This is a genomic window from Legionella cherrii, assembly GCF_900635815.1.
In the GTDB taxonomy this organism is placed as follows: domain Bacteria; phylum Pseudomonadota; class Gammaproteobacteria; order Legionellales; family Legionellaceae; genus Legionella; species Legionella cherrii.
In genome coordinates this window covers 1,116,448-1,141,679 of record NZ_LR134173.1, presented here as the reverse complement: position 1 = coordinate 1,141,679, position 25,232 = coordinate 1,116,448, and the positions used below count along the sequence as shown (strand labels likewise).

The following is a 25,232-nucleotide window of genomic DNA, read 5'->3' as shown; positions in this document are numbered from 1 at the left end:
TTTTTTCCAAGTCGTTATTGAAAGGGTTTAAATTGAGCTCAGTCAGCTAATTCATAAGGAATATAAATTGGATTCCATATATTGGCAGCAAGTTCATTTTCAAGCTCAGCCTCATTGACCCCAGCCAGACCTTCTGAAATGGCCTGTTTCCCCACGGCTTTAGCTACCTCAAGACTAATTGCGCGAAGATCGGCAATGGGGGGAAGAAGATTTGCCGACTTATTTTTTCTCGCAGGAGAACATTCTGCTAGCGCAAGCGCCGAGGCCTTGATCATGCCATCAGAAACGCGCTTTGCTTTTGCTGAGATGATCCCTAATGCTAATCCAGGGAAGATGTATGAATTATTGGTTTGGTCTATATGAAACACTTTTCCATTATACTGAACAGGTGCAAATGGACTTCCTGTTCCAATCAGAGCACGTCCATCAGTCCAAGTAAGAAGGTCTTGTGGTACTGCCTCACTATGAGAAGTTGGATTAGATAGAGGGAAAATAACAGGTCTGTCTGTGTATTTAGCCATGGTACGCACCACTTCTTCAGTAAACGCACCTTGTTGCGCCGAAACCCCGATTAATGCGGTAGGTTTTACATTACGAACGACATCCAGCAAGCCAATTTCCTCACGGTTACTGACTTGCCATCCAGCGACTTCGGATCGTTTGCGAGCAAAAGCGGCCTGATCATCGGTCAATCCTTTGCCGCCTTCTACCAGAAGGCCATACCGGTCTACAGCATAGATGCGATCTCCAGCTTCTTCATCGCTTAATCCTGCCCCCTTAAGAGCACCGCGTATTAATTGCGCAATTCCATGGCCAGTTCCCCCAAAACCAAGGAACACAATTTTTTGCTCCTTTAGTGGAATTCCAGTGACATTAATAGCGGAAAGCAGTGTACCTGTCGCCATCGCAGCCGTTCCCTGGATATCATCATTAAAAGTACATAGTTTATCTCGATAACGGCTCAACAAACGTGCCGCATTTGCACCAGCGAAATCTTCCCATTGCAGTAGAACATGTGGCCAACGACGTTTTACTGCGGATATAAATGCATCAACAAATTCATCATACTCAGCACCGCGAATTCGCTTATGTCGCCACCCAACATAGAGCGGATCGGCCAATCGTTCTTCATTGTCTGTTCCTACATCCAGTAAAATGGGTAAACAATATTGAGGTGGAATGCCAGCCAAAGCAGTGTAAAGTGCCATTTTACCAATCGGGATTCCCATTCCACCGGCACCTTGATCACCAAGGCCAAGAATACGTTCACCGTCACTGACGACAATACATTTAATCAAGTCATAACGTGGATGAGAAAAGATTTTATCAATCAGGTTCTTATTGGGATAACTAAGAAACAGACCGCGAGGCTTACGAAATACTTCACTGAACTTTTGACATCCTTCCCCAACTACAGGGGTATAAACGATAGGGAGCATTTCCTCAATATTGTTAATGATCAATGAATAAAAAAGGGTTTCATTGTTATCTTGCAGATCGCGCAAAAAGCTGTATTTTTCTAAAGAGGTTGGCAATGCCATCAATCCATCATGACGACGTTTTTGCTGTTCCTGTAAGGTACTTACTTGGGGCGGTAATAAACCATGAAGTGCGAAAATATCCCTTTCAGCATTAGTAAACGCAGTGCCTTTATTTAATCTGGAGTTATTGAGCAGATTATAACCGGTTAATTTTGTTTTGATGACGCCATCTTTGAGATATTGAGTTTCTTGATCCGACTTTTTCATTTCAAGGTCCTTTTTGATGAGATTAAGTGTATAAAAGTTTACGTTAACAAAGCATCGCACGACTCAGGGCAAGACTCGCTGCCATTAAGTTACAAGAATCCCCTCTCCCATTAGTGGAAGAGGGACTGGGTTCATGAACCAACTCAACACCCTCATCCGCCCTGAAAGGCACCCTCTCCCCCTGGAAAGAAGGGAATTGTATTTCACTTAATGGACTTGAAGGCCCCTACTCTGGCAAAGGGATAAATTCTTTTTCATCACCAGGTATTTTCCCAAACTTTCCTTCTTTCCAATCCAGTTTCGCTTGCTCAATTCGTTCTCTCGAACTGGACACAAAATTCCACCACACGTATCGTCTTTCCTCTAAGGCAGAACCTCCCAAAATAATCATATGCACCTCTGAATCCGCCACCACTTTGAGCTCAGCTCCTGGCTTAAGAACTAACATCTGCGTGGCATTATAGATTATATTGTCAATGATTATCTTACCACTTAAAAGATGAATTGCGCGTTCTTCTACGGTAGATGGGATGATCCACTCAGAATGTGCCTCCAACTTGCATTCCACAAAAAGTGCATCAGTTTGAGTCATTACAGAAGATTTAAGTCCCATCCACTCCCCAGCAATTACTCGAAAATGCATCCTCGTATCATGATGAGCAGGAATTACGTTTTTATCATAATGTGTAAATGAAGGATTCGTTTCTTCTTTATTAAGAGGTAATGCAAGCCAACATTGAATGCCAAAAAAATGTTGGGGATAAAAACGGTCCTGTTGCGGCGAACGTTCTGAATGTGCAATTCCTCGTCCAGCAGTCATTAAGTTAACCTCACCTGGAACAATAATTTGATGGCTTCCAAGCGTATCTCGATGCTCCAATCGCCCCGAGAATAAATAAGTCATCGTTGATAAACCGATATGGGGGTGCGGGCGTACATCAATCCCTTTTCCCGTATGCAGTTCACTAGGTCCTGCTTGATCCCAGAAAACAAAAGGCCCCACCGTTCTTTTTTCTTTAGAGGGTAATATACGTTTTACTTGAAACCCACCAAGATCCACTGTTCTCGGAATCAACTCCACGCTGATTTGCTTGGGACAATCCTCGGTCTCACCTATTGGGGCTTTTCCATCAAAATAACTCATACTTCCTACTCTCCTAGACAATTCTAGGTCACAATATTCGTACTGCAGCATTTGATAAGCATAGCCTAAATTAAGCGTTTCTGTCGCTTTCAAAATGAAAGAAAATACTGAGACATAATGATAAAAAATTAACTCTCAACCTCTTTAATGACTATACTTATAAATAACTTTGTGTCAGGGAAGAATTAATATGAATGTTCATTACTTTGATTGGTCCCAAATAAAAAAACACTTTTTTAGTTTCATCATCTTTTTATTACTAGATTGTTTGAGCATAACCTCTTTTGCAGCCCAACCTGTCCTAATAAAAAATCCGGATGGCTCATCTGTAGAAACCAAGGCCGATGGGACGAAGATTATTACCAACGCGAATGGATCTTCAGTGGTAACCAAGCCCGATGGAACTAAGATTATTACCAATGCCAATGGCTCATCTGTAGTAACCAAATCCGATGGCACTCAAATTGTGACGAATGCGGATGGCTCATCAGTTCAAACCAAACCCGATGGGACCAAGATTGTAACTAACGTGGATCATTCGTCTGTAATCTATAAACCCGATGGAACCAAGATCATCACGAACGCAGACGGTTCATCAGTTCAAGTGAATCCTGATGGAAAGAAAATTATTAAGGATCCTAGTGGCAAAATTCTCAAGTAGTTGAGAGACCTAAAAGCCCCACGCTTTTTACGTCAGTCCACTTGCTTCTTAAAAAATTGAACGTGTTCCCAAAGCGACAATTATTTTAATCAGCCTTCTTACAGGTTTGCTTAAATTTCGCCACGAATTCATCGAGCATGTTTTGCGTTAACTTATTTTTACCCTCAGCATTATAAGAAGCGAATAGTTGATTAAAACATGGCTGCAGTGTTCCTTGCTCAGTCATCTCTTGCATGTCTTTAGCATGTTCTAAATCAACAAAATTCAACTGCAACTGCGCATTGGAGTTGAGCTCATAATATGCTTTTGCAACACAACAAACGGCACAAGCCGCCAAATCATCATATGCTTTAACTTTTAAATCAGATGTCTTGGATAATACAATAAGATCATAGGCAGTCAGGTTTTGGCTAAAACTTAAGTGATTATTTACTACTGATACATCTTGTACGCCACCATTACAACGATCACCACCAACCAGCATTTCGATTTCCAAAGTACGGGTATTTTTTCTCTTTACCTTATAGAGGGTAGTAAAGTCTCCTGTACCTCCGCCGCTATTAATGGTGTAAAGCCAATACTCATTTTTTCCAGCATTAAAAAATTTATAATAACTATAGCCTTCTGCTGGACCTGGATATTCCGGATCTTGCCAATTATAGCCTATATACCCTTTAGCAATTAAACTGGAATTATGTCCTTTCACAGCATATTTAGCTTTTGCTAATCCACAGTGTTCGAGATCAATTTCCTTTCCTTCCGAGTTAAAAAAACATAGAGCATCAATGGGTTTATTATGAAACATCAAATCAGCAGGAACAGCTGCACTCATTTTTGCGGCAAATACAGAGGAAAAAATAATAAAGCCGAATATTCTAATCTTCATTTTAAAAGCCATTCCTTAAATGTCATAGTGATGCTAAGGTTTTATTCGACAGAATAAACCATACCCGTTTGTGCCCCCTCAACGCTTTTACTAAACGCTAAAGCAACGCGACGCGCAGGTACCGGTTCAAATCCGCGAAAAAAAGGAGCATATTGATTCATTGATTCTGAGAGAACAGTAGGGCTTACCGCATTAATACGAAGATGATGAGGTAATTCAATCGCCGCACTTTTTACAAAAGAATCAATCGCGCCATTGACCATGGCTGCAGAGGTACCCATAGGGATGGGATCATGACTTAAAATACCACTCGTTAAAGTAAATGATCCCCCTTTATTGATGTATTTGATCCCCTCTAACACCAGTCGAACTTGCCCCATTAATTTACTATTCAGACCTACAGTATATTGTTCCTCAGAAAATTGGGTTAATGCCTCAAAACATACTTCTCCGGTTACAGCAACAACGGCATCGAACGAACCGATTGATTGGTAAAGTAATTGAATGGAGCGGCTATCTCGAATGTCAACTTGAAAATCACCATTCGTATGCCCCACTGTAATTACCGTGTGACGTTGGGCTAATTCTTTACAAACTGCACCACCTATTGTTCCAGTTCCACCGACTACGATAACTTTCATTTTGCATTTCCTTTTGTCAGAGATCAGTCCTTAGCAAGACCTATTCTAGACCATATAGCTGTTCTAGAATTTCATCTATGCCTTTTCGAGCAGCTAAAATTGCTGAGGCAGTTTTACAGTTCATTTGATTCGCATCCCCTAACAGCCTGTAAGAACGATGCAAATTCGTTCTGGCATTAAACCAGTATTCTTTTAATATAAATTGCCCGCCATGCTCTACTAATCGGGCAGACTCTTGCATCAAAGAGGAACAAGAGTTCGTTTGATTCGTACTTAATTCGTCAATTTTTTGCGATAATTCATGACATTGATTGGCAAGATAAGCTTTCTCCTCTTCAGGCATACTGTATGCAGAAAGAGAACATAGTAACAATGAAACACTGATAAGAAGTTTTTTGAGCATTTGATCATCCTTTAACAATTTAGGTCCAAAATGTTCACACAAGATTCTTACATGGTATTTTTCACTTTTCAATCCCGAATCTCATGAATCACCTCTCTGAGGCCCAGAGTAACAAATCGAGTAATAAAAACCGTGTCTATTCAATAGGATTAAGGATACGTTAATAATATATTGGTAATATAAGTAGCAATTGGAATATGGGGGGCATGAAGATGTTTTACTATTACACTGATCAAAAGAATTATTATAAATGGGGGACTAACGATAAGGGAATTCCTGAGTTTTATCATTTATTCAACAAACAATGGACACCATTACCCATTATAGGCAAGAGGAGAACTGACTGGGGTTGGGAATATGATCTGGGGAAAATTGAAACAACCAAGATTACTCTGATTACCGTCAATGATGTTTATGACAAAATTAGTTTATCATTTTTTACTCCCTCACCCTCAAATGTTTTTGGACAAACCCTAAGCTCTTCTCTTACTTTAATCGATAAAAGCTTAGTGCCATTCCAAGAGAAGGAAACTAATGAGAGTGATGAAACAATATCCCATAAACCGGCTTCTTCCAATCAACCCACCACCAAACTAAAATCTTATACCTTGAATCCTCAGCAAATAGACATGCTAAAAGCACACAAAACAATGCTTGAGGGTCGGTGGTTTGAACGTCGTATCCATGATTATTTATTTTTTTGCCAGGGACGTACCAAAACAGAGAAAATCAGAGAGATCACTAAATTGCTTCATGGCGAGGCCTGCGATCCTGATGTGGTGGAACAAGGACGTACTGGCAAAATTCTAAAGGGATAAATGGTTATTTTCGGCTCCATTTATTACGGCCGAAACCAAGTTAAGTGCCGCCGCAATGTGGCACTGATGCTCAGGGAGCACACCAATAAATCCTTCATTTTCATATTCCTCATTATTGCATCATCCTTTTATATAACATGGAGGTTACGCTTACTTATCTTGGATTCTTTATTTCTGTTATTGATTGCATGATAATAAAAGCTGCAAAAACAAATCTTCTATTTTTATTCGATAAAAATAATAAAAAAGGACAATTATGTATCGATTTATTACTAAATTACTCTCTAGTGTTCTGGTTTTAATGAGCACTTCCGTTTGTTCTGCCCCCATTGAAATCAATCTTGAACCCAATAAAGCTGCTGTTTTGGCCAATACGAACAAACAAACACTTTCTTTATTATGTGAAATACATGCGGTTGCAAGCGTAAAAAATTATATTTCCATTCAGGTTATTAGTGGAAAAGGCATGTTCAATGGAACCAGCCTGAAACAAGGTGATTCTTTAGTTTCTGCTTTAACCAACCTACAACAAATTCCCATAGCAGCAGAACCTGGAGCCAAAGCTCAAGTCACGAATTTAGGCACGCAACCCATAAAAGCAGTATGTATCTAAGGGACCTAACTTAATCCGGGCTGGCTCAATCCAGCCTTCACTTGCTGCCATAATCTGCATGCGCACTTAAAGAGACACCCTGATGTAAGGCATCATACTTCCTGCTTTGTTCTTCCAGGGCCGCTATATCACTGCTACAAATATACGGCTGCAAGCGATTAAATTTTTCTTCATCCCACCCATAGATGCCCAAGCGAAGAAGGCGCTGAATAACCGTGTCGTCAAAACGTTTTTTAACCAATTGTGCAGGGCTACCGGCAACAATACTGTAAGGTTCAACATCTTTTGTCACCACACTATTGGCGGCGATAATAGCGCCCTCACCAATGGTGATACCCGGCATAATCATGGAACGCATGCCAAGCCAAACGCCATCATGAATGATTGTATCCCCCTTGCCTTGGTATGCTTGCACATAATTGTCTGCAAAAGGATACAAGCAAAACCAATCCGCACGATGATTATGATTCCCTCCCAACATAATAATTACCTCAGCCGCAATACAGACATAATCCCCAATAAAGAGTTGGTCAATGTTCCATTGTGGCTGCCAATTTTTTAAACTGAACTCATCTCCATAGAGATACCTGACGACCGTTTCCTCAAAACTTCCTGTCCATGCATCACTGTAGTAACTGTGGGTGCCTTTAATATGAATGTTGTGATTCTTGACATTCTTGTGCAGGTACTCTACCCGAGACCAATGTTTCTCTACTGCCGTCATGATGATGATCGTTCCTTTAAAAAGTTGCATTCTATCCAAAAAAGAAGCAAAAACTAAATTTTTTAAAATAGTGTAGATAACCCCAAAAACATTGGCTATCCTCAATGAGGAAGAAGTACTATTAAATCAAAGGAGTGATTAATTATGAATTTTCTCAAAAGAATGGCTATTCCTGTTCTTTCCCTTATGTTTGCTGTACCAACTTATGCAGCAGATACGGCGGGTGGCGGAGACTTTCAAACGCTTTGTACTAATGCCTGGATGAAAAAAGCAGATGAAGCAAAAGATAAAGTAGACTTTAAAAATTTTGGCGAAAAATATTGTGGTTGTGCTGCCAAACAACCTTTAGACAATGACGCCGCAGTTCAAAAAGCAGTCCATCTCTGCATGTCAAGAACCCTGCTGCATGATGCAATGGATTCGTTGGAGGATGAAGTAGGATTGAGTAAAGCAAAAGACAGCGACGTCACTGATTTTTGCCAAGACAGATGGAATCTTGTTGATCCCAAACAAACAGACGAGGATAAGAAATTAATTAGTGCTTATTGTGAATGCGCTAAGCCCAAGTTAGTGGATCTGCTCAAAAGATCAAATGATATGACGGATAAACAATATAGCGATGAAATAGATAGCATTGCTGATAATTGTGCTGATAATGCTGTTGCCTCAAAACCCACCCCAACAAACTAATCAATTTCCCGTCTCCTCAAAGGGGGAAGACGGGGACATTTTCTCAAGTGGGATCCGATAGATTAATCGAAACTCCTTCGAGGAATAATAAAGGTTTTTTTATCGCATTGGCCCATTTCCTCCCCCAACATATTTGACAAGGAACAAATCGCCTAATACAAGCAATCTTTTCTTTGGTGATGTAAATCATGCAGGTGCGAAAAGCAATATGATATTCCAAACCAGCACCAATTTTTTGTGCAATCGCATCACAATTAGGTTCAACAATTTGTGTTGCTAATGCTTCAGAAGCAAGTAGCGAAGCATCCGGTGTTAAATTACCATACAGTCTTCTAAACTCATTATCATAAAAAACCATCTCCTTCTCTAAACAATAAGCATAACGATCCCGAGTCAGAGAAAATTGGCATTTACCGCTGTATCGTAAATAATTTGCATGCACATAAGCCGAAGCTAAAAAAAGACTGAATAAAAAAACAATATAATATGTTTTTTTCATCATACCCTCACCTGGTTTAGTAGTTCGGCTTTTGTGCCTAGTTCAGTTAAATGGGAAACGACTTAATCCACTATAAATGCTAACGACGCATTAATTCAACTAGGCTGTGTGTTATGATTAACAACTGAATAAAAAGTAGTGATTCCCACATGCAATACACAAAATATGGTTATAAAATAAAACAAATCACTGAAGGTCCTGGATGCAACTGGTTATTCTTACCAGGTGGTCCTGGTTTGGGCTCTGAGTACCTCAATAACTTATGCAGTAGGTTGCAGTTACCTGGATCTATTTTTCTATTAGATTTCCCGCAAGATGGCATCAATACTCAAGGCAAACTTGATTTCAAATATTGGAAAGAGGGTTTAATTGATTTATTAAAAGACCTTCCTAAACCGGTATTAGTCACCCACAGCTTTTCCGGGATGTTTGCATTAAATTTACCGGAACTAAAACATCATCTGGCGGGTCTGGTGTTAATGAATACCACCACCGAAAACAGTTTTTTTCAGCATGTGAGTGCCATGCAACAGCAACACCATTTACCCGATTTAATTCCTCCCGCCAGCCAGTATCATTTGGCACCTTCGGATGAGGCATATAAAATGTTTTGGAATACCTATAAACATTATTGTTTTACAGCTGAAGAATTGGTGGAAGGAGAAAAAATCATGCCTCTTTTTGCCTTTAATAATACTGCTTATCATTATGCCATTGAACATTTTTACCCGGATTATTCATGTAAATGGTTTCCAGAAACAATACCCACCATGACAATTGCCAGCGAGAATGACTTTGTTTGTCCACCCTTAATTTTTATGAACAATGAAAAATTCCAAGGCAAAAATTGTATCCATAAAGTAATTAGCAAAGCAGGTCATTGTCCTTGGTTACTTTTTTTGAATGATGTTCAGCATTGCTTTGATGATTTTGTAATGAAACTAAATTCTGTGACAACAAATGAGTCGCTCTATTGATTAGGAGAATAAAATGTATCCAATGACAACCGTAACCGGCTCCCTGTTAGCCTTTGCCTACATCTATCTTTCAGCCCGTGTTATTACCTTGCGTCGAAAATATAAAGTGAGAGTCGGAAGCAACGAGTTAGTTGATTTGGAAATGGCAATAAGAGCACACGGCAATTTTGTTGAGTATGTTCCGTTTACACTGATCTTACTCTTTTGTGCTGAAGCAAATAAAGCCAACTGGATGGTACTTTTAGCTTTGATTTTTTTGTTTATCTTGGGACGAATCTTTCATGCTTATGCGTTTCTGGCCAAAGAACATCACCTTAAATTTCGTGTCCGCGGGATGATTTTGACCTTTAGCGTTATTGCCTGCCTTTCGTTTTTAAATTTAATACTTCTTTTTATACAATGACAAGGAAGTGAAACATCCCGAAAAATTTTAACCGCTACAGCAGGCATTCTATTTACCCGTCCTAAGGGGTGATTTACATGGTCTTGATTGATATTTCTGATTGAATCCATTATGTTTGTCAGGAGAATTGCTCCATTTAGGTTAAGGAATGACCTACCGTCTTATCAATAAGAATGTTGATATTTATAAATTTCCTGATGAACTGGAATCGAATTTAGGTTCAATCACTCTTGGCGATTTACATGGCAATCCGATCAAACTCATACATTTTCTTTTTCGCCATCAAATCATTCAATTCAACCCTAAAATTAAGAATGTCGAGGAAGCTTATCAACAATTTGTAACGCTTTATGAGCTGTACGGCGCGCTTCTTCAGGAATATTTGGAAAACCGTACGCTCTTACAATGTACACAAATCAAAATCGATAATGCTAAAGAACGAATTGCCCATCTAGAGAAACAAATAATCAGCGCAGCAACTGCTGAAACCCAAACACCGAACTCCCTGTCTCAATTGCGAGAACAAGCCCTAATAAAGCTGCAAGCAGCTGAAGAAGAGCAAAGGCAGTTACAGCAAAAACTATCTGAACCCAAAGAGAAGCTGGCTTATTGTGTTAGTCAATTTAATGAGTTCATGTCCCTATTAGAAATCCACGATAATCAAACCCTGATTCGCCTCATCGGAGATGAAGTAGCTGATCGCGGAAATTGCGATTATTTCACCTTTAGAATTCTTAGTATGCTTCGTCGACACCATTGCCGATTAAATATTTTGATTTCAAACCATAGCAGCGAGTTTATTTATGCCTTTGAACAATTCACGGCGGGGCAATCCTTTGTTCCCCCAGGATATATTGGTGATGTACAAATTCCTTCTTTTTGGGGTCTTAACCTGTTACTTGAGCATCATATTATTCACCATCAGGAATTAACCGAGTTAATCAACGAAAGCTATAAACCCTCACTTAAGATCTTGGATTATACACTCAATGAAAAGGGTATTACTTTATTTAGCCATGCTCCCATTCGTTTCGATACCATTCAATTGCTGGCAGCACGTCTTGGGGTAAATTATAATGATTCCACTGCGAATGCTTTAGCGGAAACCATTGATCAGATTAATCATCAATTTCAATTCTTCATTGAAAACAATGTCATGAATTCACTGTTTCATACGGATGCAATTCATGACCGGACCAATATGTCAGAACAAGAAAGAACAGCCTGGCCTTTAATTTATCTTTTATGGAATCGCTGGGATGACGCTAAAGAAAGCGAGATGGCAAGGCCTGCGACTCACAAAGGCTATTATATTACTTATGTTCATGGTCATGATGGTTTTCAAAGTCTTCTGCCCCACATTTATAACCTGGATACCCTTTGCGGCAAAGATTCGCGAAAAAATGAAGAGGAACAGATTAACAAAGCAGTTCGCTGTATCAATGAGAATCGCCATACAACCATCGATACAACACCATCAGAATCCTATCTTCGAGAAGTTTTAAGATATAAAGTGTTTGACTCCGACGAACGCTGCTTAGGATTTGAATTGCACAATAAACAAAAATCACCCAATGCAGATCTTAATGAGAGCATAAAAAAATTAGGCCTTCTTGGAAAACCTATAATTCAGAGCTTCACCTCATCCGTGGAATTCAATACACCCAAAACCGAGCCGGTCCCAAGAGAGTTAATGATTAGTCCAGAAAACGAGGAAGATCAGGTAGTCTTGACCTATGATCAATCTAGATCAAGACCTAATGGATACTGAATTATCGTTGGTGCTGGAAAAATAATTTCTTATCACCGTAATTGGAAGCCAATAAAGGACTTTCCAAGATTAATGTCCCTATACGATACTCGATACCTTGATATTCGCCATAGACTTCATAGATTGGACCCATGGGTACCTCTGCAAAAGAGATTCTGAAGTCTTCGCGTGAATTTTCAGGGATTAAATCCTTAACCAAGCTCGTTGGTCGGAAATAGAGCCGCTCAGGGTACACAGGAATTCCATCAAATTTCCCATCACTCGTCCAAGCTGCTAAATGCCATAAAGGAAGGTTATTCGCAGGGTCGCGAGTCCATTCAAATATTTTCTCAATAGCACTTAAGGTCCAACTGGCAGGATGAGGTATTTGGTTCGAAAAATCTTTCGCAAAATAATTCCAATTGCCTTTTTGTCCCTCAAGCAAATTCATCACTTGCAAATTTAAAGAGGGATGCCCTGTGATTAAAAATTTAATCGCCATGCCAGGAATATAACTATCATCAGCTGGAGGAGTTGCTAGCGAAAGACGTGCTATGCCTATTGCCCCCGTCTGATAAATGCCTGTGAAGGGATGATCTGGTGAAGGAACTAATGCTATTTTTCCTACTGAACCGTTGGCGTGAATGATTTTTACTCGTCCTTCAGGAATTTCATCACTGGCAGTATCAAACGTAGGGCTTAAGTTAAACAATCCTTTTAATTTTTCGAGCACTTCATTAAAACTATTGCCCGTAAGCTGGGGTAAGGGATCTTCTTCATGGCTTGAGGTAATTTCAGCCCATAATAGATCACGCTTTTCATCAGCAGTTAATTCCTGGTAGTAGCAAGGCAATTGAGCATATAAACCAAAACTCATGAAAAAATAGATGAGTCCGCTAAAAATCAAAATCAAACGACGATACATCTCAACCTCCTTGTCTTCAAAGTTATTTTTTTTGACAGAGTATACGAAATGACAAGGGTTTTCCAGGTGATGTATTCATTAAGTTTTGTTAAGAAAAATAGGGATAATTTGCAACACAAAGATAAAAAAAGCCCCACCAAACCGAACATAACAAGAGCGTCCTTGCTGTAGCACAATACAACAAGAGAAGATTTTCGCAGCACTTGGAGTAACAGCAAATAACCTCGACTAGAGCTTTGCCTTCACCCTGGCTCCATTGAGCGTGTGCCTAATCATGACTTCATAAAATGATCATAAATAGCTCGACTTGCAAGAGCGATGGCGCGACTGCGTGGATAATCACTGGCTGATTTCGATTTAACATATACTGCAATGGCAACATGGCCTTTATTATTGGGCAAAGTAATAATGCCAACGTCACTAACAAAACGATAAAGTTTTTTCGACCCAGGGTATCTTAAATAGTCCCGCTCATAAATAGACCATGTTCCTGTTTTATGGGCTACTTTAACATTGGAAGGCAATAATCCTTTTATTCTGCTGCGACCAGTTCGGCATTGCTCCATAATGTTCATCAGAAGATTAGTACTGGATTCTGAAAGTGCTTGTTTTTTATATAGTTTAACCAACAATTTTGCCATATCATAAGGCGTTGTGGTATCGCGTATGTCCTTTTCAAAACGCTGCCAAGCTTGCTGCTTTTCTTTCAGAGGAACACGATTCGATATTTTTTGCCAAGAATATACCGGCTGACGTTTTGTTAAAAATGAACGATCCACATGATTTGTATCCACAAACATTTCCATAATGGAGCGATTAATAAAAATATTTTTTAAACCAAGCGCACTCATACGCTGTGCTACATATTTAGGACCATTAGCCGCCTGTAATAATGCATCACTTGCGCTGTTATCACTATTTTTGAGGGTATGCATCAAGATTTGTTTCAAAGAAATATTCAATTTTTTCTTTTCGAATAAATAATGAAGTGCCCCAGAACCAGGAACCGAATTACGTGAATCCATTTTAATTACACGATTTAAAGAGTCTTTTTTCTCATCAACGCGGTGTAAAAAAGCCATCGCAATGGGTAATTTGATTGTACTGGCCATGAAAAAACGCTGATTGCTATTATGCGCAATCACTTTATTTTTTTCTATATAAATGGCAGTAATCCCCATGACTGTATTTGAGTTTTTTTCAATAGCATTTAATTTTTTAATCAGTTCTGCATCACTTGGAGCAGCAAAACCGCTCACTGAACAGACAAAACCCAAAAACCAACACGCCAGTAATTTTTTCATAAGATATTTAATCCATTGCTCATTATTTTTATTCAATTTTTTAGCGTAATAACCAGTAATATATTCACTACTGTATCTTTTAAATCGTATGATAAAGCGTACGTTAGAAATTTCCCTATCCGCATGTAACAGTCCATAGTGTGTAAGGAAGGTTTGTAACTTAGATAAGGGATTTAATTTTTCTTTATCGCATTGTGACCATTTTCACTGTCAATGCAATAAAACTTATAATGCATGTAGCAATTTTTATTCTATTTTTAAATTGATTACAACCTATTGCGCACTTTGAGAAACACTTTACCCACTATTGATTCACAAAGAACAAAAAATGCCCATCACACTCTCTTCTTAGTTCAGCTCCTTTCCTTTAAAACAAATTCATTCCTATTATCCTGAATAAAACTCCGGTCGCTTAGTTCTCTTTTATTTGTTTTATAAGCGCTGAGGCCATTTACTTAAGAAGTTTACTTTGCCCTTTTCCAGTTCGTGTTTGTTTGCCCGAAGCGGTGATTAAAAGTCCTAAATTAACAAAAATATGGCCGCAAATTATATACAACACCCCAAGATCATCAAGAATCATTTTGATTTAAGTCTTCATGCTTACTCTTTTGCCTCATACTTTTGAGTTCGTAAGAAGATATGAATTTTCCATATACCTCATTAATTCCTCTTTATTGAACGGCATCTGAGTTAAACCTATATATTTATCTGGACGAACCAATACAGCAGTAGGTCGATCAATTTTAAATCGTTGATGCATTTTTTGACTTTCATCAATCAAGATGGAAATCCCTTCGTCAACTGGAGTCATTTCAGATTGAGGCAGTATAATATGAGTCTTGATTAAACCTTTAAATTGCTGTGTAACAGCCCTTGCAAGTTCAGAGAAAACCAACAATTGATTCTTATGGTCAGTTTCCAGTCCCATAAATAAAAATAAGTGATGCAGCGTTCCCTGAGTAATTTGCTGCAATTCCTTTTTTTCTTTGCTTTTTGCATCAATAAATGGAGAATTAATGAGAAATCCACCTATTTTGAATCGGGTTTTTTCACCCAATACTTTGACTATAGGACTTTTCGCATAGCTCACCGACAACTCAGCAAGATTATACATGATAAAATTTTTAACTGAGTCGAATGACATGGCCATCTGTAAAAGGAAATTACGTAAAAAAATCATCACCGGATTACTTATCATAATCAAACGAGTCATTACTCCGGTATCTTTCAATACCCCTGCAGCAATGGGATGACGTTCGCGATGATAACTATCAAGTAAGGCATCGCTTGCCAGTCCTTTTTGCACCAGTGCTAATTTCCAAGCGAGATTATAAATATCTTGTAATCCAGTATTTAATCCTTGCCCACCCATAGGACTATGAACATGAGCGGAGTCCCCAGCAAAAAATACTCGTCCATAACGATAGTTTTGGATTTGCTTGTGATCAATGCCAAATTGACTGATCCAAACTGGATCATGTAGGGTTGCCGGATCCGTACAGCGTGCTTGAAAGACGCGAATGATGTCTTCCATTGTGGGGGCTTGATGCATGACTTTTTCGGGCGCAGTCATGACCAAACGATAACGTTTTTCTCCCATTGGGAAACACGCAGCAGGTCCTTCATCACTTACGTAGATAATAAATTTATTTTCCGGGAGTCCCCAATCAATAAGCAGATCAGCTAGCCACCAAGTTTGTTTAAAAGAAGAGCCTATAAATTCAGCATTAACTAATTTTCTCAGCGTACTGTGCGAACCATCGCAAGCAATAATCCAGTGTGATTGAACTTTTTCAATGCTGCCATCAGCCTGTTTTAAAGTAGAAACGGTATGGTTTGCTGTTTCTTCGATTTCAGTTAATTCAGTTTGCCATTCAACATGCAAACCTCGATCAACCAGCCCCTGATGAAAAATGTGTTCCGTTTTGCTTTGAGGAAGGTCAATCACAAAATGATAATCCGCTTCAACATGTGCATAGGTGGCGTGAATTAACTCTTTTCCCTTAGATTTAAACAAAACTCCATCTACTTTTTGTCCCTGGATGAGTACTTCATCCAGGAAACTACAATCCCTAAGCAGATCAAGTGTTCGAATATGAATGGCCAATGCCTTAGATTTATCACTGAGTGCCGACTTTTTATCAATGATCCGACAACTCAACCCCTGACGAGTCAGCTCGTTTGCGCAAAATAAACCAACAGGCCCAGCTCCAACGATTAGTACATCCAATAACTTATCAGACATATTCACTCCCTGTTTTTAATCTGGTCATTTAGGGCAAAGAACTATTATATGAAGGGATTAATCATATGCTTTATTATAGTATATTAAGCGTAGTTAATCTTCGCCATAGGCTAAAAAACCTATTGATTTTTCTTGTATTTTTCATATTTAAAAATTCAGCTACTGTGAACCAACTTCATCACCCGATTGATAAAATCAGGGCCAGGATCATCTTTATCTGTCTGATAATTTGGATCCCGTTCGAGCCAAAGAGAAGTTTTTTTAAAATTTAAATACTCATTATGTCCGATAACATATTTTATTTTTGGATATTTCTTTTTGAGATAACACACCAAAAAAGCATTTGCTTTGGTTTGGGCGTCGGTTAGATCATCTTTACTGTCAATTCCACCTACATTTTCAATGCCAATTGCATAATGATTCAATCCTATAACATGTCGTGCCATCCAATGCTCCGGCATGAGTTGATAAATACTTCCATCCCGATCCACTACAAAATGGGTTGATACGTTCAAGTCACCAGGTAGCTCTTTAATTCGTGGTGAATTTTTAGGGAATGTGGGGGGATTAAATACACGAAGAGTGGCGGCCAACGTCGGAATACACGTCCAATGCAAAACAATCATTCTCGGTTCAATTTCAATGGATTTTGAGTCAATTCCATAATGAGTTAATTGATACTGGCGTGTTAAGGCAATACGTTGTTGATCAAATTGAATGGGTGCTTTATGGATTTCTTGCGAATCATTGCAAGAAAAAGCATGAACCATAGAGCTTATAAAGAATGAGCAAAATAAGAAAATTTTCATATTATTTTTTTAATACCATAAAATAAGCGGCCACATAATCGGGTAAGTGGCGGGTTGCCTGAGCGAAAGCTCCTCTTCCTGCATAGCTACCCGCTAAAAAATCAACTTGATACACATTATTTTCGAAAGCCCCGCCTGTGTCCGCAAAAATACCCGCGCGCGTCACCAGATTTCCTGTCCGAGTAGGATATTGCACCATCAATAATTTACCCAAACCAAACTGCTCAAGATCTGCTGCAAAAGTTACCTCCGTATTCACCGTGATTTTATGATCGGCATCCTTTCCATAACCTTTGATGCCGGACACCTGTTTAAAATACCAATAGCGCTCTTGCTGATAAGGGTTTTGGGTTTTGTCGTAGGCAATATTGTTACAACGATGAACATTAAAGGTCTTTGTCTGGTTCTTACCAAAATCAGCAACCACAGTACCCTGCATTAATGCCGCTTCAAGGTCTTCTCGACTCAAATAACCCAGAGCGGGGACATTCTTATTCGTTAAGGCACCTTTTAGGATAGCTTGCTTTCCATATTGAAAACGTATGAGTCCAGGCTTGGCATCTGCTTCTTCTAGAGTCAGTAACGCCTCATCCTTAGGAAGACCATAAAGAGCAAAAGGAAAGGCAGCACTGCGCTTGCTTGATGCCTGAGCACGATGAACGTAATACTTGGTCATTAAAATTTTATCTTTGGGTAAACGAGCAACAAGCGGTTTTTGCGCACTCAGTGACTTGGCTTGCTCAAGATCGGGATACCACCGAATAAAATCGAAGTGTTCTTTAACAAAAGCTGGATTATTCAATTCGCTTTGATGCTGGCAAATAAACATCAGGGTAGCTTTGACTCGGGTAAGCGGGACTTTAAAAACTTTTCCTTCATGAATAACTCGAGGATCATAACGATTGCCTTTATTTAAATAAGCCAAGGTTTCTTTAGCCGTAGCACATAAGGCAGGCCCGTTGATTTCATAGCGAGCAGTTGGTGAGGGTTGAGCTGGCACAAAATGAGGGGCAGCAACTGCTCCAAGGTTCATTAATAAGAAAAAAGCACCAAAAAAAACTTTTATTTTCATCGCATACGACAACTGATTGTTAAAATAAAAGGATATCATAGATAGGTTGTTAATTCTAAAAATGAACCATGAAAAACCAGGGCTCTTAGTTCCAGGATCCCATGATTTGTTTTTTTCTGTAGCGCACTTCCCTAAGAAAAATTAAACAATACTAAACCATTATTGTCTTCGCCATTACTAATATTACAAAGCCAATCGACTACTAATTGTTGCTTATGCAAAATGGGATCAAAAAAATTCACATGTAACGTTGCTGTATTATCTTCAAAAACACTTAAACGTCCTGATAACGTTAAGAACTCTCCTGAAGCATTCTGGATATAAAACTTCATGGACGTGGTCACCGTATCGGTTAACTCGTTATTCACAGTCTCTTGGCCATGGAAAAAGTTAGTAAAATTAAATCGAGTGGTCGCTCCATCCAACCGTCTTCTTAATTGAGTCGGGAGTGCGGGGCCTGTGACCTGGCAATTATCAAAATGGATGATTGCGCGTACATCTTCCCCACTCTCAACAGCTTGCACTAATTGAGCAAAATTAGTGATATTATTGTTGATTGTATTATTGAATACCGTATTTTGTGCATTTGTCTGATTTAATAAAAGGAGCCATGAAACTCCTAGTGCAACAGCTCGCCATATTCTCATTTATATCCTCCATGATTGGTGCTTTGGGTAATAAAGCCAGCCAACTGACCAATAATAAAACCTTAAATACATTAAGTGTACAGTCTGTTTGTCCATTTTGCCAAATTTTCTAACCCAAGATTATAGTCCCAATCCAGATTTTAAGTAAATTTACAAACTAATTACCATTTAATTAATCAAATATTGAACATATAAACTATAATTAAAGCATCTTAGATGCATAATTTTTAAATTCCTCAGGAGGTAAATGATGAGATTTTTATATGAAGCAAAGAGCATAACCACCAAAACAGCTAAGCCAACAAGCCTTATGCAATCCCAACAACAAGCCAGAAGTATATTTTCTGCAAAAAATGCTGCTACTGCTCCCATTTATGATAACCACCTCCAAGGAGTGCCATTAATAATTTCAAACCTTAAATTTTTTACAGATACTACGTTTAGAGGAAACCTTATTGGCAAAGATTTTCTTTCTGCCGTATGGAATGAATCGGGATTCAAGCTCGGGTTTAGAGGTATGTCCTTAAGTGAATTAAAGAAAAATGAATCAAGAGCCATGTTAGGAATGGTAGGAAAAAAAGAGATTGTGGCTTATAACTCTGATGGAACCAGAGACCTTGTACAAACCAAAGCAAACCTTGCAGCCCATGCATCAGATACGGCAAAAGTTCATGGGATATCCGTTTCCGATAGTATCTTCGTGGGATTTAAATTCTCCAGCTTTTTATTACCATCCACTAAAACAGTTGTCGTTGTTGATTACACCAGCATCCCCGCCGATCAACAATTTTCCCCATTAGCAGAGCAATCTGATACCACTCCATCTCGCTCCCCTGAAGGTGAGCCAGCTATATATACGGGTGAGTATGAAAGAACCATAAGCAACGTGCCGGCATGGGCTATTCTCATGAAAATAACCAGAGATGGATTCACATTCAATGTTGACTTGAATCCTTTATATGTAGACCAAGCAATTTTATCACCCGAGCTCAAAGCTGACTTTGATAATTTAACTGAAGAGTTTTATAAAGCATGTCGTGTCGTTAGAGAAGATATAGATCATCCAGACGTCCGGGAGTATCGCAAGAGCCTGCATAAATTTTATGAGAACTATGCGATTGAAGCAAAGCTGGGAAGCAAGCAAATACAGGCTATAAAGGAAAATTTAGAACAATATGGCATGGGAATAGAGGATACTCCAGATACCACACCCACCAAATCTTAGCACGAGGCAAAAGTCTTCCCTATAAATTGCCAAGAAAAATTTATAGAGGAGACTTTTTACACATACTCTACTTCATTAGAAGCATTATGATGTGGGGATAACTCTCTCTTCTGCTTAGAAACATATAAGTGAAGCCAAGCATTAGCGAGATGCTGTATGCTTTTTATAGCTCTGGAGAGATCCGGTGACTCTCAGTTGATTGCTCTATTTCATTTCGGATAGCATCCAGCTGATTTTGTCCAGATTTTGCTTCAATCGCATAGTTCTCATAAAACTTATGAAAATTCTTGCGATATTGATGGACATCGGGATGATCTATATCCTCTTTCACCACATGACATACTCTATAAAATTGTGCGGCTAAATTATCAAGGTCAGCTTTGAGCTGGGGTGATAAAATTGCTTGATCTACATAAAAAGGATTCACATCAGCCCGCACTCTCATTGCATCTTTGGCTAATTTCATGATAATGGCCCAAGCAGGTACCGCACTTATTATTCTTCCTGTTGGTTTCAAGGATAATGCCTTTGTTTCATTCATCGGTGTGATTTGTGACTCATTGGGGATGTTGTTATAGTCAACCACTAATACATCATGCATTTTTGGGGATACAAAATCTGAAAAATGAAACCCTGGTATCATGGCTTTTGGTTTTTTCGTAGCATCATCTGAGGAATGTTCAAGAAATTTTTGTTTGGTTATTTTTTTCTTTTTTTCTAATGCCAAATCTTCATCCCATAATAACCCTAACAGAGTTTGAGCTGGCTTACTACCTAACTCTTCTGCCGATACTTCTTTAAATCCAACAGAAACTCCAGATTCCTTTAAAACATCGCTTACAAAATTTTGCCCAATTGGTTTTCCTCTAAACGTCGTATCCTTGAAAAAATTAAGGTCAATGACTCTTAAAGGAACATTTTTTTTGACTGTATCAGAAGAATTACTATGAAAAAAATTAGGTTTCTGATTCGTAACCGCTTTATTAGTACGAAGCAAGCTAAATCGTAGCATCATAAGATCACCAAACTCATCAATAAATTTTTGATTCTATATCGACTGATTGTTTATAACAAGCAGCACGATGAGCAACAAATAGACATACTAAGCGGCTTCTGCCCCATCAAATTCAGAATCACTCGTCGTCAAACGGTTAAAATACCAAGAACTGTAAAGAGCACCTAATCCACAAACAATTAATCCTAAAGGCAAGGCAATGAGTGATTGCATCAGTAAATAGGCACTTAAAATAGTTAATAGGGATGAGCCAAACATACGTACCGTATGAATTATGGCCAGTGCAAGACCTGCATTTTCCTTATAGTCTGCAAGCATCATCGACATAGTAGCCGGCGCAGTTAAACTAATACCTAAATTACAAATTAAAGCAAAAGATAGTACGTATAAATTAAATTCAGAGAGATTTGCGCACAATAACATCGCAAAACCGCCACTAATGATAAACCAGCTACCAAGATAAATTGTCGAAGCCATGCTGAAATACTTACGCAGCCAAATACCTAAGTAATTACCAACAATAATATTTAAGCCATTGATTATAAAAATAATACCGTACACTAAAGGTGAATAACCCAATTGATCGATAATAATATAGGACGAATTAATCACTGAAAGCATTACGGCCGCAAAACTAAACATCATAATAAAAGAACCACTCCAAAGTGTAGGCGATGGAATGATCTCTTGATAGGCTTTGATCACTTGTTTCACATTAAAAGGCTCTTTGGGCTGAGTCCAAAATGGCGATTCCAATAATCCATTGCGCGATTTCAGTAGGAGTATTAAACCAATTACAGCCATTAACATGAAATTCGCTTGCCAACTGCAATAAGTAAAAATGAGCGAACCCAATACTGGAGCCAGAATAGGAGATATTGAAACAATCATAGAAACATAGGATAAAACCTTGGCGCGCTCTACAGTATCTTCAAAGTCTCGCGAGATTGAAAATGCAACCAGATTAGCACAACACAGAGCAAATCCCTGTAATGCGCGGCCTAGAATGAGCACAAAGATATTGGGAGCAAAGGCACAGATTAAACTGGCAAGAGCGGCAATAAGTAAGCTTCCAGGCAATAAACGACGCCGTCCAAAATGATCAATGAGCGGCCCCCAAACGAGTTGAGTCACTCCAAAAACAAACAGGTAAATGCTTAAGGTTAATTGACTTAAGTTATGTGTGGTACCAAAAAAATTGGTGATATAGGGTAGCGAAGGTTGATAGAGATCAAATGTCAGTAAAGAAAAAGCGGATAGTAAGCCAATAAATAAAATCGAAGGTTTTGGTTGTGACATAATATTCATTTTGTAAAAAAATAGTGGGCATTATAGTAAAATCTCTATACTTTTGCTCTAAATTTGCAAAAAAATCTGGAATCAAGATTTTATAGGTATTTCCCTTCTCCCCATCAATAGCCGCTGCACATCAGGGTGGATGTAGGTAAAGTCGATTAATAGCCCTTACCCCTGCCCCTCTCCCACAAGCGGGAGAGGTTTTTTTAACAGAAAACTTCTTGGCGCCACGAAATACGCGCCGCTATACCCAGGCTAAAAAATCAGCCTTGGCGAATCAGATAATGACTGCCCGCATGAATTATTTTTTTCATCCGATTATCTTCTTCCGGATTAGGCTCACAGGCTTTAAATGCATCTTTTACGGAGGCAATACTTAGAGGTAAAACAGGGCGACTATCGGTTTCCAAATAACCGTCTTTATTCTTAAAAATAGTAAACTGGTCCGTAGCAAATTCCTGGCAATCCGTTAACGTTTCATCCTGGCAAATGGAAAACTTAATGGATCGTTCTACACGATAGGACTCACCCACTTCGTCAGCAAAAACGATATCTCCATAGACTACGCTATGGCGGGTCCCGCAAAAATAATAGCCAAATTTATATTTACCATTCTCAATAACATCAGTCCGAATAAACCGTCCCTCGCCTTGAGCCAGACCATTGAGCGTCACAATATGCCGGACCTCTTCTTTGGGGTTGTTTGCAGCTACTGCCAAACCCATTAAAGTCCATCCCATGATTAACAAAACAATTTTTTTCATTTTTATTCCTTATCTGAAAAACATCCTCAAGGAACATGTCTTTAAGGATCAATAATCAACTCTAATGTCAATTTAGAAAGAAAAAATTTTAACCAAACTGACATCGCAGTCCATTATGCAAAAAAGAAAGCCTTTTGAACAGATGAAAAAAGTTGACTTTTTGCACAAAGTTTAACATGGTGATTCTGTCAAATAAGGATAAAACTTCGTCAGTACGAAGAAAGATTGGGGACTATTAAGCTCCCCAACCTTGAGGTGAAAACCCAATTTTATGGCTTGTTTAGATGTTTTAGCCTTTAGGTTGCAGGTGAGAATGACAATCATTAATAAATGCCAGGACACCACCATCTGGGGCACAATCTTTAGGACTATGGTGCGACTTATCAGGAATATCTATGGAAGCACCTGCCTCTATAAGCATTTTGATCATTTCTCGATCACCCCGTACCACGGCCTTATGAAGCGGCGTTTGCCCCTCGCTATCCTGAAGATCTAGAGATGCTCCAGCTCTCACTAATGCGCGCGCGCAATCCAAATTTTTGCTATAAACGGCCCAATGCAGTGCTGTGCGTTGATAATTAGAGTCTGTTTTATCCAAATCCGGTTTCGGCATTGATTTGATGAGCACCTTAAGTTCAAATAATCGCCCCCAAGTTGCAGCTCTTCTGAGGGCCTGATCGTGCACTGGACTACCCAATTCACCTGTTTTACGTAATGAAGCACAGACATTGGCGAGTTGAACTGAATCGTGTGTCTTACGTGACTCACCCAAAAAAGTAAGCAGTCTTGGTGCGAGTTTTCCACTGGCTTGATCCATAATCGTCTGGTTCGTGTCCACCAATCTGGAGCTGATAGAAGAGATTTCTAACAACTCATGGGTACGCTCCATATCAACCCGACTGAGTGGCTTGTTAGCAAAAAGCAGATTTGATAATTCGATAATCATATTGGGCATGGCGCCAAATAAAGTGGTATCACTCGCAACCAGTGATTTCACAGCAATTAAATAAGCGGCAACGAATTCGGTATTGTTTGACATATCTTGATAATAGGTCAGCTTTTTATCCCTCATCGCTTCCAAAGTACTGGTAACACCCGTTGACAAAACCAAATCGCCTGATGAATGAGCAACTGTTTGGCGCATTACTCCATTGGGTAAGCTTTGATGGTATTCTATTGCTGGCAGTGACTTGGAAGTAGGCAATGTCGTATCATGATAATATGCATATTGGATATCCGATTTTTTACTGCCAAAATCCCCGACTAGAACATATTTATCTTGACCACTTAACTTAATGTATTGTGCGATTAATTTATAATCTTTAGAAGAATCTACTGCGGCAAGATACATAAAACCATATTTACCTGTCGGAAGTGACGCTTTCTCAGGATTACTTAATGCCGGTAAATCTTCTGCTTTAGTAATGGTAGGTAAACCTAATCGATCCTGGCCAATACCTGCACTGCCAATCAACATATCCTTATCACTAAATGAGTCATAGACCTCAGGTTGATCCTGCTTGGCTTGCATACGGTATAATGTTTGCATAAACATGTCTGCAAAGGCCGCTTGGTTTACGTTTCCTACAAATAAGAATTTGCTGTCAGGAGAGAGAACTCGTTTCACAAGATGAGCAGCTGAATGCTTACACCGATTGGCATCGATAAAGGCTACCACAGTATTTTCAACTGCATCAAACTCTTCCAAGGAAGACAGTCCAACATCAGTCCCCTCTATTGATACCCGACCATTGACTGGAGTCCCGTACATACTTTTAAATCGAGGAATCCCATCAAGCGTACTGACTAAAACGACATCAATATCCTGTACGCCCTTTTTTTCGAGCTCGCGGACAACATCCTTAGCAATATTACCGGCGAAAGCAAAATCACCTTTTGCGGTTGGATTATGACAATTAGCATGAATAACAATAACCTTACCCATAAAATGAATCCTCTAACTGACCAATTTA

General features: G+C 39.0%; 25 protein-coding genes. 8 read left to right on the top strand and 17 right to left on the bottom strand.

Annotated features, from left to right (window positions below; genetic code table 11):
- Window positions 1-38: 38 nt before the first annotated feature.
- Together EL022_RS04860 and EL022_RS04855 are read right to left on the bottom strand one after the other, a co-directional pair.
- On the bottom strand, window positions 39-1,748 hold the full coding sequence (locus tag EL022_RS04860) for an NAD-dependent malic enzyme (protein ID WP_028382629.1): 1,710 nt from the start codon (window positions 1,746-1,748) through the stop codon (window positions 39-41).
- A gap of 226 nt (window positions 1,749-1,974) precedes the next feature.
- Complete coding sequence (locus EL022_RS04855; protein ID WP_028382628.1) at window positions 1,975-2,892, bottom strand: pirin family protein; 918 nt, start codon at window positions 2,890-2,892, stop codon at window positions 1,975-1,977.
- Window positions 2,893-3,082: 190 nt separating this feature from the next.
- Here EL022_RS04855 and EL022_RS04850 point away from each other — a divergent pair, with 190 nt between their 5' ends.
- Window positions 3,083-3,553 (top strand): hypothetical protein, encoded by a 471-nt coding sequence (locus tag EL022_RS04850; protein WP_051544530.1) that lies wholly within the window; start codon window positions 3,083-3,085, stop codon window positions 3,551-3,553.
- A gap of 85 nt (window positions 3,554-3,638) precedes the next feature.
- On the opposite strand, the gene EL022_RS04845 is transcribed toward EL022_RS04850, so the two are convergent.
- From EL022_RS04845 to EL022_RS04835, 3 genes are read right to left on the bottom strand one after another with little or no spacing between them, the layout of a single operon-like run.
- Complete coding sequence (locus EL022_RS04845) at window positions 3,639-4,439, bottom strand: hypothetical protein (protein WP_028382626.1); 801 nt, start codon at window positions 4,437-4,439, stop codon at window positions 3,639-3,641.
- A gap of 41 nt (window positions 4,440-4,480) precedes the next feature.
- Window positions 4,481-5,080, bottom strand: coding sequence for a short chain dehydrogenase (locus EL022_RS04840; protein WP_028382625.1), 600 nt, complete (start codon window positions 5,078-5,080; stop codon window positions 4,481-4,483).
- Window positions 5,081-5,120: 40 nt separating this feature from the next.
- A complete protein-coding gene (locus EL022_RS04835) occupies window positions 5,121-5,483 on the bottom strand; it encodes a hypothetical protein (protein WP_028382624.1) in 363 nt (120 codons plus the stop codon).
- A gap of 212 nt (window positions 5,484-5,695) precedes the next feature.
- Here EL022_RS04835 and EL022_RS04830 point away from each other — a divergent pair, with 212 nt between their 5' ends.
- Window positions 5,696-6,301 carry a hypothetical protein gene (locus EL022_RS04830; RefSeq protein WP_028382623.1) on the top strand — a complete coding sequence of 202 codons (606 nt, stop codon included), beginning with the start codon at window positions 5,696-5,698 and terminating at the stop codon, window positions 6,299-6,301.
- 256 nt (window positions 6,302-6,557) lie between these two features.
- Window positions 6,558-6,914 carry a hypothetical protein gene (locus tag EL022_RS04825; protein ID WP_028382622.1) on the top strand — a complete coding sequence of 119 codons (357 nt, stop codon included), beginning with the start codon at window positions 6,558-6,560 and terminating at the stop codon, window positions 6,912-6,914.
- A gap of 37 nt (window positions 6,915-6,951) precedes the next feature.
- On the opposite strand, the gene EL022_RS04820 is transcribed toward EL022_RS04825, so the two are convergent.
- Complete coding sequence (locus tag EL022_RS04820) at window positions 6,952-7,668, bottom strand: CatB-related O-acetyltransferase (protein ID WP_126325104.1); 717 nt, start codon at window positions 7,666-7,668, stop codon at window positions 6,952-6,954.
- 114 nt (window positions 7,669-7,782) lie between these two features.
- Here EL022_RS04820 and EL022_RS04815 point away from each other — a divergent pair, with 114 nt between their 5' ends.
- On the top strand, window positions 7,783-8,328 hold the full coding sequence (locus tag EL022_RS04815; protein ID WP_028382620.1) for a hypothetical protein: 546 nt from the start codon (window positions 7,783-7,785) through the stop codon (window positions 8,326-8,328).
- A 43-nt stretch (window positions 8,329-8,371) separates the two neighbouring features.
- Here the strand turns inward: EL022_RS04815 and EL022_RS04810 are convergent, their stop codons facing one another.
- Window positions 8,372-8,830, bottom strand: a complete 459-nt coding sequence (locus EL022_RS04810; protein WP_028382619.1) for a hypothetical protein — start codon at window positions 8,828-8,830, stop codon at window positions 8,372-8,374.
- Between the two features lie 146 nt (window positions 8,831-8,976).
- On the opposite strand from EL022_RS04810, the gene EL022_RS04805 reads away from it, so the two are divergent.
- The 3 genes from EL022_RS04805 to wip all read left to right on the top strand — a co-directional run bounded on the left by EL022_RS04805 (window position 8,977) and on the right by wip (window position 11,978).
- Complete coding sequence (locus tag EL022_RS04805; RefSeq protein ID WP_028382618.1) at window positions 8,977-9,804, top strand: alpha/beta fold hydrolase; 828 nt, start codon at window positions 8,977-8,979, stop codon at window positions 9,802-9,804.
- A 13-nt stretch (window positions 9,805-9,817) separates the two neighbouring features.
- Window positions 9,818-10,207: an MAPEG family protein gene (locus EL022_RS04800; RefSeq protein ID WP_028382617.1), complete on the top strand. Its 390-nt coding sequence runs from the start codon at window positions 9,818-9,820 to the stop codon at window positions 10,205-10,207.
- A gap of 148 nt (window positions 10,208-10,355) precedes the next feature.
- Window positions 10,356-11,978 (top strand): Dot/Icm T4SS effector Wip, encoded by a 1,623-nt coding sequence (gene wip / locus EL022_RS04795; protein WP_051544529.1) that lies wholly within the window; start codon window positions 10,356-10,358, stop codon window positions 11,976-11,978.
- Window position 11,979: 1 nt separating this feature from the next.
- Here the strand turns inward: wip and EL022_RS04790 are convergent, their stop codons facing one another.
- The 6 genes from EL022_RS04790 to EL022_RS04765 form a co-directional block, all read right to left on the bottom strand.
- Window positions 11,980-12,882, bottom strand: a complete 903-nt coding sequence (locus EL022_RS04790) for a hypothetical protein (RefSeq protein ID WP_028382616.1) — start codon at window positions 12,880-12,882, stop codon at window positions 11,980-11,982.
- 272 nt (window positions 12,883-13,154) lie between these two features.
- Entirely contained in the window at window positions 13,155-14,186 is a 1,032-nt protein-coding gene (gene bla / locus EL022_RS04785; RefSeq protein ID WP_028382615.1) for a class A beta-lactamase, read from the bottom strand.
- A gap of 613 nt (window positions 14,187-14,799) precedes the next feature.
- A complete protein-coding gene (locus tag EL022_RS04780) occupies window positions 14,800-16,431 on the bottom strand; it encodes an FAD-dependent oxidoreductase (protein ID WP_028382614.1) in 1,632 nt (543 codons plus the stop codon).
- Between the two features lie 155 nt (window positions 16,432-16,586).
- Window positions 16,587-17,240, bottom strand: a complete 654-nt coding sequence (locus tag EL022_RS04775; protein ID WP_028382613.1) for an N-acetylmuramoyl-L-alanine amidase — start codon at window positions 17,238-17,240, stop codon at window positions 16,587-16,589.
- A 1-nt stretch (window position 17,241) separates the two neighbouring features.
- Window positions 17,242-18,312, bottom strand: coding sequence for a hypothetical protein (locus tag EL022_RS04770; protein WP_028382612.1), 1,071 nt, complete (start codon window positions 18,310-18,312; stop codon window positions 17,242-17,244).
- A gap of 131 nt (window positions 18,313-18,443) precedes the next feature.
- The gene (locus EL022_RS04765; protein ID WP_028382611.1) at window positions 18,444-18,959 is read right to left on the bottom strand and encodes a hypothetical protein; all 516 of its coding nucleotides are present in this window, start codon (window positions 18,957-18,959) and stop codon (window positions 18,444-18,446) included.
- Between the two features lie 247 nt (window positions 18,960-19,206).
- On the opposite strand from EL022_RS04765, the gene EL022_RS04760 reads away from it, so the two are divergent.
- The gene (locus EL022_RS04760; RefSeq protein WP_126325102.1) at window positions 19,207-20,184 is read left to right on the top strand and encodes a hypothetical protein; all 978 of its coding nucleotides are present in this window, start codon (window positions 19,207-19,209) and stop codon (window positions 20,182-20,184) included.
- 163 nt (window positions 20,185-20,347) lie between these two features.
- On the opposite strand, the gene EL022_RS04755 is transcribed toward EL022_RS04760, so the two are convergent.
- From EL022_RS04755 to ankY, 4 genes are all read right to left on the bottom strand, one after another.
- Window positions 20,348-21,199 carry a hypothetical protein gene (locus tag EL022_RS04755; protein WP_028382610.1) on the bottom strand — a complete coding sequence of 284 codons (852 nt, stop codon included), beginning with the start codon at window positions 21,197-21,199 and terminating at the stop codon, window positions 20,348-20,350.
- Between the two features lie 87 nt (window positions 21,200-21,286).
- A complete protein-coding gene (locus EL022_RS04750) occupies window positions 21,287-22,498 on the bottom strand; it encodes a multidrug effflux MFS transporter (protein ID WP_028382609.1) in 1,212 nt (403 codons plus the stop codon).
- Window positions 22,499-22,758: 260 nt separating this feature from the next.
- Window positions 22,759-23,259 (bottom strand): hypothetical protein, encoded by a 501-nt coding sequence (locus tag EL022_RS04745; RefSeq protein WP_028382608.1) that lies wholly within the window; start codon window positions 23,257-23,259, stop codon window positions 22,759-22,761.
- A gap of 289 nt (window positions 23,260-23,548) precedes the next feature.
- Window positions 23,549-25,204, bottom strand: coding sequence for a Dot/Icm T4SS effector AnkY/LegA9 (gene ankY / locus EL022_RS04740; RefSeq protein WP_028382607.1), 1,656 nt, complete (start codon window positions 25,202-25,204; stop codon window positions 23,549-23,551).
- Window positions 25,205-25,232: the final 28 nt, after the last annotated feature.

What these genes read in the sequence shown, in the direction of transcription:
- EL022_RS04810 (WP_028382619.1), bottom strand. Translation starts at nt 8,830, where the DNA reads ATGATGAAAAAAACATATTATATTGTTTTTTTATTCAGTCTTTTTTTA.
- EL022_RS04830 (WP_028382623.1), top strand. Translation starts at nt 5,696, where the DNA reads ATGTTTTACTATTACACTGATCAAAAGAATTATTATAAATGGGGGACT.
- EL022_RS04820 (WP_126325104.1), bottom strand. Translation starts at nt 7,668, where the DNA reads ATGCAACTTTTTAAAGGAACGATCATCATCATGACGGCAGTAGAGAAA.
- EL022_RS04765 (WP_028382611.1), bottom strand. Translation starts at nt 18,959, where the DNA reads ATGAGAATATGGCGAGCTGTTGCACTAGGAGTTTCATGGCTCCTTTTA.
- EL022_RS04750 (WP_028382609.1), bottom strand. Translation starts at nt 22,498, where the DNA reads ATGTCACAACCAAAACCTTCGATTTTATTTATTGGCTTACTATCCGCT.
- EL022_RS04805 (WP_028382618.1), top strand. Translation starts at nt 8,977, where the DNA reads ATGCAATACACAAAATATGGTTATAAAATAAAACAAATCACTGAAGGT.
- EL022_RS04755 (WP_028382610.1), bottom strand. Translation starts at nt 21,199, where the DNA reads ATGATGCTACGATTTAGCTTGCTTCGTACTAATAAAGCGGTTACGAAT.
- ankY (WP_028382607.1), bottom strand. Translation starts at nt 25,204, where the DNA reads ATGGGTAAGGTTATTGTTATTCATGCTAATTGTCATAATCCAACCGCA.
- EL022_RS04790 (WP_028382616.1), bottom strand. Translation starts at nt 12,882, where the DNA reads ATGTATCGTCGTTTGATTTTGATTTTTAGCGGACTCATCTATTTTTTC.
- EL022_RS04815 (WP_028382620.1), top strand. Translation starts at nt 7,783, where the DNA reads ATGAATTTTCTCAAAAGAATGGCTATTCCTGTTCTTTCCCTTATGTTT.
- wip (WP_051544529.1), top strand. Translation starts at nt 10,356, where the DNA reads ATGACCTACCGTCTTATCAATAAGAATGTTGATATTTATAAATTTCCT.
- EL022_RS04800 (WP_028382617.1), top strand. Translation starts at nt 9,818, where the DNA reads ATGTATCCAATGACAACCGTAACCGGCTCCCTGTTAGCCTTTGCCTAC.
- EL022_RS04840 (WP_028382625.1), bottom strand. Translation starts at nt 5,080, where the DNA reads ATGAAAGTTATCGTAGTCGGTGGAACTGGAACAATAGGTGGTGCAGTT.
- EL022_RS04780 (WP_028382614.1), bottom strand. Translation starts at nt 16,431, where the DNA reads ATGTCTGATAAGTTATTGGATGTACTAATCGTTGGAGCTGGGCCTGTT.
- EL022_RS04850 (WP_051544530.1), top strand. Translation starts at nt 3,083, where the DNA reads ATGAATGTTCATTACTTTGATTGGTCCCAAATAAAAAAACACTTTTTT.
- EL022_RS04845 (WP_028382626.1), bottom strand. Translation starts at nt 4,439, where the DNA reads ATGAAGATTAGAATATTCGGCTTTATTATTTTTTCCTCTGTATTTGCC.
- EL022_RS04835 (WP_028382624.1), bottom strand. Translation starts at nt 5,483, where the DNA reads ATGCTCAAAAAACTTCTTATCAGTGTTTCATTGTTACTATGTTCTCTT.
- EL022_RS04770 (WP_028382612.1), bottom strand. Translation starts at nt 18,312, where the DNA reads ATGAAAATAAAAGTTTTTTTTGGTGCTTTTTTCTTATTAATGAACCTT.
- EL022_RS04860 (WP_028382629.1), bottom strand. Translation starts at nt 1,748, where the DNA reads ATGAAAAAGTCGGATCAAGAAACTCAATATCTCAAAGATGGCGTCATC.
- EL022_RS04745 (WP_028382608.1), bottom strand. Translation starts at nt 23,259, where the DNA reads ATGAAAAAAATTGTTTTGTTAATCATGGGATGGACTTTAATGGGTTTG.
- EL022_RS04855 (WP_028382628.1), bottom strand. Translation starts at nt 2,892, where the DNA reads ATGAGTTATTTTGATGGAAAAGCCCCAATAGGTGAGACCGAGGATTGT.
- EL022_RS04775 (WP_028382613.1), bottom strand. Translation starts at nt 17,240, where the DNA reads ATGAAAATTTTCTTATTTTGCTCATTCTTTATAAGCTCTATGGTTCAT.
- bla (WP_028382615.1), bottom strand. Translation starts at nt 14,186, where the DNA reads ATGAAAAAATTACTGGCGTGTTGGTTTTTGGGTTTTGTCTGTTCAGTG.
- EL022_RS04825 (WP_028382622.1), top strand. Translation starts at nt 6,558, where the DNA reads ATGTATCGATTTATTACTAAATTACTCTCTAGTGTTCTGGTTTTAATG.
- EL022_RS04760 (WP_126325102.1), top strand. Translation starts at nt 19,207, where the DNA reads ATGATGAGATTTTTATATGAAGCAAAGAGCATAACCACCAAAACAGCT.